Below are 9,381 nucleotides of genomic sequence, written 5' to 3' on the forward strand. Positions count from 1 at the left end.
GTATCACTTGGGCTCTCGCCCTGACCCGAGAGGAGCCGATCATTAAGGTATTCGATTTGGGGAGGGCGAAAAGCCATGAAGGCTGCGCACCGGCAGACGCTGGACAAGATATTTGCAAATCCGGTCAGCGCTTCGATCAAATGGCGAGATGTTGAGGTTTTGCTGGTTGCGCTCGGCACGCGAGTGTCGGAAGGACGCGGATCGCGGATCCGCTTCACATTGAACGGGATAACGCTTCGAGTGCATCGACCGCATCCACCGCCAGATACGAAAGCATACGTGATCCGAGAGATCAGGACCTTCCTAATAGATTCAGGTGTTGAGCTATGAAGCCCTACAAGGGATATCTGGGAACGATCGAGTTCGATGAAAACGATGTGGTGTTTCACGGTCGTATCGTGGGTATTCGCGACATCTTCACATATGAAGCCGACTCGGCAGAAGAATTGCTGAAGGCTTTTCATGAATGCGTCGACGACTACCTCGAATTTTGCGCTGAACAGAACAAGGAGCCGGAAAAGCCGTTTTCGGGCAAACTCGCTCTGCGCACCACGCCGGAAGTCCATCGTCTCGTCAGCCGGGCGGCCTCCAGCGACGGCAAATCCATCAATCAATGGGTATCGGACACGCTCGCCGAGGCGGCCCGCAAGCGGGTCGACGAAGGTTCGACGAAAGTGACGAGCCGAGCGCACTAAACCCCCTCCGCCATGATCTCGCGGCCGATCAGCCAGCGGCGGATTTCGCTGGTGCCGGCGCCGATCTCGTAGAGCTTGGCGTCGCGCAGCAGCCGTCCGGTCGGATAGTCATTGATGTAGCCGTTGCCGCCGAGGAGCTGGATCGCGTCGAGCGCCATCTGCGTCGCCTTCTCGGCTGCGAACAGCACGCAGCCGGCTGCGTCCTTGCGGGTGGTTTCGCCGCGGTCGCAGGCGGCGGCCACCGCGTAGACATAGGCGCGCGCGGCGTTCATCGTCGCATACATGTCGGCGAGCTTGCCCTGCACCAGCTGGAAGCTGCCGATCGGCTGTCCGAACTGCTTGCGCTCGTGCACGTAAGGAACCGCTACGTCCAGGCAGGCCGCCATCAGCCCGATCGGCCCGCCGGAGAGCACCGCGCGCTCATAGTCGAGCCCCGACATCAGCACTTCGACGCCGCGCCCTTCCTCGTGCAGCACATTCTCGAACGGCACCTCGACATTCTCGAAGACGAGTTCGCCGGTGTTGGATCCGCGCATGCCGAGCTTGTCGAGTTTTTGCGCCACCGAAAAGCCGGCAAAAGTCTTCTCGACGATGAAAGCGGTGATCCCGCGCGAATGGCGCTCAGGATCGGTCTTGGCGTAGACCACCAGGGTCTCGGCATCGGGGCCGTTGGTGATCCACATTTTCGAGCCGTTGAGAACATAGCGGTCGTTGCGCTTTTCGGCTTGCAGCCGGAGCGACACCACATCCGAGCCGGCGCCGGGTTCCGACATCGCCAGCGCGCCGACCTTCTCGCCGCTGCAGAGCGGCGGCAGGTATTTTTCCTTCTGCGCCGGCGTTGCCCAGCGGTTGATCTGGTTGACGCAGAGGTTGGAATGCGCGCCGTAGGACAGGCCGACCGAGGCCGAGGCGCGCGAGATTTCCTCCATCGCCACGACATGCGCGAGATAGCCCACGCCGCTGCCGCCGAAATCCGGATCGGCGGTGATGCCGAGCAGGCCCAGCGCGCCGAGCTCTGCCCACAGATGCGCCGGGAATTCATTGGAACGGTCGATCTCGGCCGCGATTGGCGCGATCCTGTCCTGCGCGAAGCGCCGCACGGTGTCGCGCAGCGCCTCGACGTCGGCATCGAGTCCGAAGTTCAGCGTATTCGTGTACATGGCGTTCCTCCCTGCGCATGACCCCGAAAATCGACTTCGATTTCGGAAAGGACCATGCGCAAAATTCAAAGTGCTACAGCGTCCTTTGCTCGCCCTTCTGGACGCGCGGCGCGGTAGGCGTCGATCTTCGCGCCGACCAGCCGCATTGTCATTGAAAGATATGTCGTGGTGACTTCGGCGATCGACAGGCGCTCGCCCGGCCGGAACCAGACGATGACCCCGGTCATCATCTGAATCAGCGCCATGGCGGTGAGCCCGACATCGTCGATCTCGAAGACACCGGCTTCGGCGCCGTCGCGCAGGATCGCGCGCAGCTCCTTCTCATAAGCCGCGCGCAGCTTGAGCATCTGCGTCAGCCGCTCATGCGAGAGGCTGCGCAATTCCATGTTCGAGACATGGGTGGCATGGCGCCGCTCGATATGGAAGGCGATGTGGTTCCGTACATAGGCGGCGAGCCGCGCGGCCGGATCGACCGTCGCCGGGCGTGCCGTATCCCAGGCTTCCAGCAGGCCCTCCATATGCCCGCGCATCAGGGTGAACAGCAGATCTTCCTTGGTCGGGAAATAGCGGTAGAGCGCCGCGGCCTGAACGCCGACTTCCGCCCCCAACTGGCGCATCGACATCGCCTCGTAACCGAGACGCGCGATCAGGCTGACTGCCGCCTCGCGGACAGCCGCCTCGGTCTTTTCTCCGTCGGAGCCTGTCGTGCGTGCCATACGTGCCTCGATCGACGGAAAGTATTAATAAAACGAACGTTCAATTAATTCAAGAGCTAATCTCCCCCTTGAGGGGAGATGTCGCCGAAGGCGACAGAGGGGGTCGCTGCGCATAGAGCGCCAACGCCCTGCGCGACAAGAAGCAACGCCGGAGACCTACGCGCGACGACCCCACTGGCCTGCCGGCCATCTTCCCCTCAAGGGGAGATTACCTGGGCTAAGCAACAATGCTGAAATCGGCGGGCGCGTCTTCTGCGACCTCCTCGGTCTCGACCGCCGAGACCAGCGCGCCCCGCGGTCCTTGCCAAAGGCGGTCGATCATGGCGTCGACCGCAGTTTCGGTGCCGGCGATGAGCGCCGTGACCGAGCCGTCGGGCTCGTTGCGCACCCAGCCTGTCACGCCAAGACGCTCGGCTTCGCGGCGTGCCCACACCCGGTAACTCACGCCTTGCACCATGCCGCTTATGCGCGCCCGAACGGCTCTTTGCTCACCCTGCATCGTCCGCTCCAGAGTCTTCCCCATCAATCTGGAGCAGCATAGGTCAAATGCAACGGGCTTTGAGGGACAGGCGGCCTCGTCAACTAAATAATTGACTAAGTCAAATAATGGAGGAATTATTGGGGTGCAATGTCTCTGAAAGGAGGTCTGCATGCCGCACGAAGCCCTAGTCTATGAGATTCGCCGCTTCAACCGGTTCTATACCGGCCTGGTCGGGCTGCTTGATGAGACCTTGATTCAGAGCCCTTTCACGCTGACCGAAGCCCGCGTGCTGTTCGAGCTTGCCCGCAGGCCTCGACCTACCAGCGGTGAGCCTGGCTTCCTGGCACGCATGTTTCATCTTGATCTCGCGCCGGTGGCATCCGAACTGGCCGGCGAATTGCGCCTCGCCCCGGCCTATCTCATGAGGGTCCTTCGGAAATTCACCGCCATGGGGCTGGCCGAGATGCGCGCCGGCCCGGAGGGCGGGCCACTCGTTCTGTCGCTCACCGTGCGGGGCAAGGCCGCGCTGGCCGCTCTCGAAGTGGCGACGAACCGTGATCTTGCCCGCTTGATCGCCAAACTCAGCGACGACGAAACCTTGGCGCTTTCGGATGCGCTGAACCGCGTGACGCGCCTGCTGGAAACCGCAAGAATGTGAGATTGCCAGTGCCGGCGCGGCGCGGATCGGTGGCCATGGAATCCGTCTCTCATGGATGACGCGGGAAACCGCTATCTGCGGCCTGCACCTGAATATCGACCACCGCAGAAGCCGGATGCCTGGGTCAGCTCCCTTGTGCCGCCGCCAGCGCGCCGGGCAGTTCCTCGGCGAAGATGTCGAGTTCATGGTCGAGGCCGACGCTGACCCGAATGCAGCGGTCGAGCCTAGGTGCCATCGGCTTGCGGATGAAGACGTCGCGCGACAGCAGCGCCTGCATCACCTTCAGCGCGAAAGCGCCGTCACGGCCGCAATCTATGGTGACGAAATTGGTCGCCGACGGCAGCGGCTTCAGGCCGTTTTCCTCGGCGATGGCCGCAATGCGGCGGCGCCCCGCCGCCACGCGCGCCACCACCGAATTCAGATAGTCCTTGTCGGCCAGCGCCTCGAGACCGGCGATCTGCGCCATGCGGCTGACGCCGTAATGGTTACGGATCTTCTCGAAGTCGCGGATCACCTCCGCCTCTGCCACCGCGTAACCGCAGCGAATGCCGGCAAGCCCGTAGGCCTTGGAGAAGGTGCGCATGCGCACGACGTTCGGCCGCGCGACATCGATCGGCGGCAGCGCCGAGGCCGGTCCCAGCTCACCATAGGCTTCGTCCAGCACCAGCATGGTGGTTTCCGGCAGCGCCTCGATGAAGCGGATGACGTCCGGCGCCTCCCACCAGCTTCCCATCGGATTGTCCGGATTGGAGAGATAGACGAGCGGCGCCTTTTCCCTGCCGACAGCGGCAAGCAAACCGTCGAGGTCCTCTTTGTCGTTGGCATAGGGAACCGTCACCAGCCGGCCGCCGACGCCGGCGATGTGGAAGTTGAAGGTCGGATAGGCGCCGAGCGAGGTCACCACCGCGTCGCCCGGCGCGACATACATCCGCGCGACGAGGCCGAGCAGCCCGTCAATGCCTTCGCCGACGACCACGTTCTCGACGCCGACATTGTGATGCGCGGCCGCCGCGACCTTGAGGTCGAAATTGTCCGGGTCGCAATACATCCACTGGTCGCGGGCGACGCTCTCCATGCGGGCGATGACGCGCGGCGAGGGCCCGAAGCTGCTTTCATTGGCGCCGATGCGGGCGCGGAACGGCCGGCCGCGGTCACGCTCCTGCGCTTCCGGTCCGACGAACGGCACCGTGGTGGGAAGCGCGCCGACGATCGGCGTAAGGGGAGGGCGCTGGCGCATGGTATGGGCTCGGTTGAGAGGAGGCTTCTTGCTAGCGTGGGTGAAGGGTGGGTGCAAGTTGGTTGACAGGGTGAAATGGCCTGGTTTGATCGGCGCGGGCAGCCGGCTTTGGAAGTTTGCCGCTTACATAGGCCTGGTGAACGCTGCGGCGAGACGCTGCCGTCGGCCTCCGCGTTCGACGCGGACGACGTATCTCTGGATTCTGCCTGCCGGTTTTGCTAGCGAGACGGCATGAGCAACCGATTGCCGCCCGCCTGGGCAAAACACCTCAAGACGCAGCCCTTGGCGAGAGCGGTATCGCCGAAAGCTGTAGCACCCAAAGCCCAGCCGAAGGCCAGCCCGCCCCGTAATCAGGCCGACGACCTGCTGTTGAGGCAGGCGCTCGAGCTGCAAAAAGCCGAGCAATTGCCGGAGGCCGAAGAACTCTGCCTCAAGGTTCTGGCGCGTACGCCAAACCATCCGCTGGCTTTCTACATCCTGGGAACCCTCGGCATCGGATACGATAACGAGAAGGTGTTGCGGTACTTTGCCCGTGCGGTCGCAGAGGAGCCGCGAAATCCTTATTACCACCTTAGCCTCGGTGAGACCTATCTGAAGCTCAGCGAATATACGCCGGCAATCAGGCATTTTCAGCAGGCCTTGGCCTTGAAGCCGGATATGGTGGAAGCGCTTTGCGCCCTGGGCGATGCTTACAAGGCATTTGACAAGGGAGAAATGGCGCTGCCGCTCTTTGAGAAAGCGCTCAAGATCGACCGAGATCATCCTCTGGCCCGGATCGGGCTGCCCGGTGCACTCGCAAGTCTCGGCCGTATGGACGAAGCAGCGCTTCATCTAAAAAAGGCGATAGAACGTCGCATCGCGGTACCGAACGCATACAACGCGCTTGTGCATACGCGCAAGTTTACGGAAGAGCCGCAGGAACTCGCGGCAATTCTAGCGGAGCTTCGAGACACGGACCATGGATCGGAGGGAGCGGCATCGCTCCATCACGCCGCCGGGAAGCTGCTCAACGACCTCCGTCGCTACAAGGAGGCGATGGATCACTTCAAGCAAGGGAATCAGGCCGGGGGCCAAAAATTCGACATAGGAAGCTACCGTCGTTGGGTCGATACCATGATCGAGACCTTCACGCCCGAACTGGTGGCTTCAATGGCCGATTATGGCAATCCCTCGGAGGCGCCTGTATTCGTCGTCGGCATGCCTCGCTCGGGCACGACGCTGACGGAGCAGATTTGCGCCAGCCATCCAAGTGTTCATGGCGCCGGCGAGCTCAGCAAGCTTGCGCGAATAGCCAATGGACTCGGGCTCAAGGACCGTACCGGCGCAGACCTCGGCAAATCGATTGCCAAAATGACCCCCGATCTGACCAGGACACTGGCAGACGAGCACCTCGCCTATCTGCGTGAGCGAGCACCCGACGCACTCCGAATCGTCGACAAGATGCCCCACAATTTCGAGTTGATCGGACTGATCGGCATTCTGTTTCCCAACGCGCGCATCATTCATTGCCGCCGCGATGCCATCGACAATTGCATCTCCTGCTTCGTCCTGCAATTCAGTGAAGCGCACAGTTATAGCGCTGACCTTCGAACGTTGGGACTTTACTACCGGGAGTATGACCGCCTGATGCGGCACTGGAACAAGGTTCTTCCGGGGTGCATCTTCGAAAACCGGTATGAGACACTGATTGAAGATCAGGAGGAGCAGTCGCGCCGTCTCATAGATTATCTCGGGCTGCCTTGGGACGATGCCTGCTTGCGCTTTTTTGACAGGGACGGCTCCGTAAATACTTTCAGCCGTTGGCAGGTTCGCCAGCCGATTTACAAGTCGTCCGTCAAGCGTTGGAAGAATTACGAGAGCGAGATCCAGCCGCTGATAGATGCCTTGGGCGATCTTGCTGAAGTTTGATCAGCGGTCTTCTGGATTATGCCTGCTTCCCCGGAACTGTAGTCAATTCTCGGCCAACCATCGCGCTCGCTCCTTTCGCTGAGGCTCCGCCGGCTGCTCCAAGTCCTGTCTGGGCACTAAGGTTCCCCACCTTCGGCATCCTTGGGCCTAGCGACGCAAAGCGGAGCGAAGACCCAAGGATTCATGTCGCGACTCCAGAGCGTTGCGGCGGTGGAGAAGCCTTGAAACGCTGGCGGGACAGCGCCCCCCTCTGTCCTACCGGACATCTCCCCCACTTGGGGGGAGATCGGACGTCGCCGCGGCTTTCGCCAATCGCCAACGTCGCAAGATTGAATGGGGCGTCGAAACTGCCAATCTCCCCCCTTGTGGGGGGAGATGTCCGGCAGGACAGAGGGGGCGCGAAGGATCACAACCTATTTCACCCTGCGCAGCCGCATTCTTCAACCAGGTCGCGGCCGCGTCGCTTCGCTCCTGCTCCGTCTAAGTTGATAAAGCGATGGGCGTTCCAGCCGATTCCAGACGTTTCTGATGGTTTGCCGAAACGAACTGTGAAATCTCGGCTGACGATGTCTGCAACTTGTTCGGATTAACCGCTTGCGTGCGAGTCCCTGCGATCGCGCGAAATGAAACAATCTGCAAATTGCGTGTCGGCTACTGCCAGCAGAAAAGAAAAAACCCGGCGGTTGCCCGCCGGGTTCGATTTCAATCAGATACCGCTGATTAGAACGAGCGCTGGAAGCGGAGGAGACCGCCGATGGCGTCGTCGTCGCCAGCAGAAATACCGGTCCAGTTGTGGTTCAGGCCATCGAGATTGTCGATTTTGCCTGCATTGACGTAGTCAACTTCGGCCGTGATCGTCAGGCCCGGGACAATATCGTAGGCGATGTTGGCGGCGATGCCGAGGTTCTCACCTTCGTCATACGAGACCTGAGCGTTGAACGAGGTCTTCTCGTTGAACTTGTAGGTGCCACCACCCCAGACTGCCCAGTTGCCATCCCACTGCTTGTAGAAGCCGCGACCGCCGGCCGGGAACGCGTAGGTCGGGTCCGTCAGGTTGTCGTCGGTGCCGTAGCCGGCCATGATGAACAGCGAGATCGCGTCGGTGGCGTTCACGTCCAAGCGGACCTTGCCGGCGACTTCTTCATAGTTGCTGTCATAAGCGATGACGCCGGTGATGGCGCCCCAGCCCTGCGTCCACTTCACGCCGCCGACGACATGCGGAACGTAGCTGTCGATCGTGCCCACGCCGTAGGAACCGAACGTGCCGTCGCCCGCGCCTTCTTCGAGCGAGATCACGGCGGAGAAGCCGTTGCCGGCGTCGAAGTAGTACTGGACGACGTTGGTGTCGAAGTCGCCGTAGGGAACCAGCGTATCCTGGATGACGTTGCCGGCATAGCCGATGAACGTATCGAAGGCCGATTCGTCCTTACCGACGCGCAGCCCACCGAGCTGGATCCAGGCGAAGTTCAGCGAAGTGCCCTTGTTGAAGGCCGGATTGACGGAGCCATCCGCGCCCAGATCGGCGTTGCGGTTGCCGAAGTTCCAGCGGGTCTCGGTGTAGGTCTTCAACGTGCCGAGCTCGGTTTCCTGGCCGGTCCAGGTCTTCAGGGTGAAGCGGGCATTCTTGTAGAAGGTGTCGTTGCTGCCGCCGTCCTCAACATCGGCGGACGTCGCGCCGTCGAACGAGCCGACGTCGCCGACGCCGATGTCGTAACGGACATAGCCGCCGATGCGCAGGCAGGTCTCGGTGCCGGGGATGTAGAAGTAGCCCGAGCCGTACACGTCGCAGATCTTGACGTATTCAGCCGGTTCCGGCTCGGCGACGGTCACCGCGTCGGCGGCGCGGGCGCCGGAAACTGCGATCAGGGCCGCAGCTGAGCCGAGAAGAAGGCTCTTGATGTTCATTTTCTGACCTCCAGTCAAAAGTTAAAAAACGGGTCTGGGTATTTTTTGCTGAAGGACAGCGTTCCCTGCCCCATCCCCACTTACCGAAAAAGATGCGCACCGCGCCGCTCCTTCGAAAGTGACCTTTACCCAGGCGGCGGCGTCGTTCAACCACGATCGTATCGGCAGAAGCCCCATCCGGACGCTATCCCCGGACGTTGTTGCACAAATGACACGATTTGGCCTCACTCCGAAAGCTCTCGTTAACCATTAACGGTCGCGTGGACTGTGAATCCGGCCGAATCCGGCGATGGCTGGACAGAAATGCGGCGCAGAGGCGAGTCGTCGGCTCCAGTTACCGCCGCAGAATCGCCTCATGCGGAGCCAGGTCGGGTTGGTCTGCTGTTTTTTCAGCGATTATGGCGCCGGCTTGTTGATTGTGCCGGCGCTTTTCTTTATCCAGCGGCGCGACGGAGAGGTGGCCGAGTGGTCGAAGGCGCTCCCCTGCTAAGGGAGTAGAGGTCAAAAGCTTCTCGTGGGTTCGAATCCCATCCTCTCCGCCACCCTACGCCTGTCCGACCCGGAGACATAGGTAACAGATCGTACCTAAGACATGGGTGACAACCTCGTGCCGAACGGGTT

General features: G+C 61.4%; 9 protein-coding genes and 1 tRNA gene. 5 read left to right on the forward strand and 5 right to left on the reverse strand.

Annotated elements, in window-relative coordinates; genetic code table 11:
- Positions 1-75 precede the first annotated feature (75 nt).
- Together RFM40_RS08180 and RFM40_RS08185 are read left to right on the forward strand one after the other, a co-directional pair.
- Complete coding sequence (locus RFM40_RS08180) at positions 76-330, forward strand: type II toxin-antitoxin system HicA family toxin (RefSeq protein ID WP_320277362.1); 255 nt, start codon at positions 76-78, stop codon at positions 328-330.
- Positions 327-695 (forward strand): type II toxin-antitoxin system HicB family antitoxin, encoded by a 369-nt coding sequence (locus RFM40_RS08185; protein WP_320220009.1) that lies wholly within the window; start codon positions 327-329, stop codon positions 693-695. The genes RFM40_RS08180 and RFM40_RS08185 overlap by 4 nt, the downstream gene beginning before the upstream one ends.
- On the opposite strand, the gene RFM40_RS08190 is transcribed toward RFM40_RS08185, so the two are convergent.
- The 3 genes from RFM40_RS08190 to RFM40_RS08200 form a co-directional block, all read right to left on the reverse strand.
- Positions 692-1,855 (reverse strand): isovaleryl-CoA dehydrogenase, encoded by a 1,164-nt coding sequence (locus RFM40_RS08190; protein ID WP_320277363.1) that lies wholly within the window; start codon positions 1,853-1,855, stop codon positions 692-694. The genes RFM40_RS08185 and RFM40_RS08190 overlap by 4 nt on opposite strands.
- Before the next feature lie 65 nt (positions 1,856-1,920).
- Entirely contained in the window at positions 1,921-2,571 is a 651-nt protein-coding gene (locus RFM40_RS08195) for a TetR/AcrR family transcriptional regulator (protein WP_320277364.1), read from the reverse strand.
- Between the two features lie 217 nt (positions 2,572-2,788).
- Positions 2,789-3,070 carry an acylphosphatase gene (locus tag RFM40_RS08200; RefSeq protein WP_320220006.1) on the reverse strand — a complete coding sequence of 94 codons (282 nt, stop codon included), beginning with the start codon at positions 3,068-3,070 and terminating at the stop codon, positions 2,789-2,791.
- Positions 3,071-3,221: 151 nt separating this feature from the next.
- On the opposite strand from RFM40_RS08200, the gene RFM40_RS08205 reads away from it, so the two are divergent.
- Positions 3,222-3,710 carry a MarR family winged helix-turn-helix transcriptional regulator gene (locus RFM40_RS08205; protein ID WP_320277365.1) on the forward strand — a complete coding sequence of 163 codons (489 nt, stop codon included), beginning with the start codon at positions 3,222-3,224 and terminating at the stop codon, positions 3,708-3,710.
- 124 nt (positions 3,711-3,834) lie between these two features.
- On the opposite strand, the gene RFM40_RS08210 is transcribed toward RFM40_RS08205, so the two are convergent.
- Complete coding sequence (locus tag RFM40_RS08210) at positions 3,835-4,947, reverse strand: pyridoxal phosphate-dependent aminotransferase (protein ID WP_320277366.1); 1,113 nt, start codon at positions 4,945-4,947, stop codon at positions 3,835-3,837.
- 231 nt (positions 4,948-5,178) lie between these two features.
- On the opposite strand from RFM40_RS08210, the gene RFM40_RS08215 reads away from it, so the two are divergent.
- The gene (locus RFM40_RS08215; protein WP_320225482.1) at positions 5,179-6,855 is read left to right on the forward strand and encodes a tetratricopeptide repeat-containing sulfotransferase family protein; all 1,677 of its coding nucleotides are present in this window, start codon (positions 5,179-5,181) and stop codon (positions 6,853-6,855) included.
- A gap of 720 nt (positions 6,856-7,575) precedes the next feature.
- On the opposite strand, the gene RFM40_RS08220 is transcribed toward RFM40_RS08215, so the two are convergent.
- Positions 7,576-8,760 (reverse strand): porin, encoded by a 1,185-nt coding sequence (locus RFM40_RS08220; RefSeq protein WP_320225481.1) that lies wholly within the window; start codon positions 8,758-8,760, stop codon positions 7,576-7,578.
- Between the two features lie 451 nt (positions 8,761-9,211).
- Here RFM40_RS08220 and RFM40_RS08225 point away from each other — a divergent pair.
- Positions 9,212-9,302: transfer RNA gene (locus RFM40_RS08225), tRNA-Ser, on the forward strand.
- Positions 9,303-9,381 lie beyond the last annotated feature (79 nt).

Source organism: Mesorhizobium captivum (assembly GCF_033977165.1).
Lineage (GTDB): Bacteria > Pseudomonadota > Alphaproteobacteria > Rhizobiales > Rhizobiaceae > Mesorhizobium > Mesorhizobium captivum.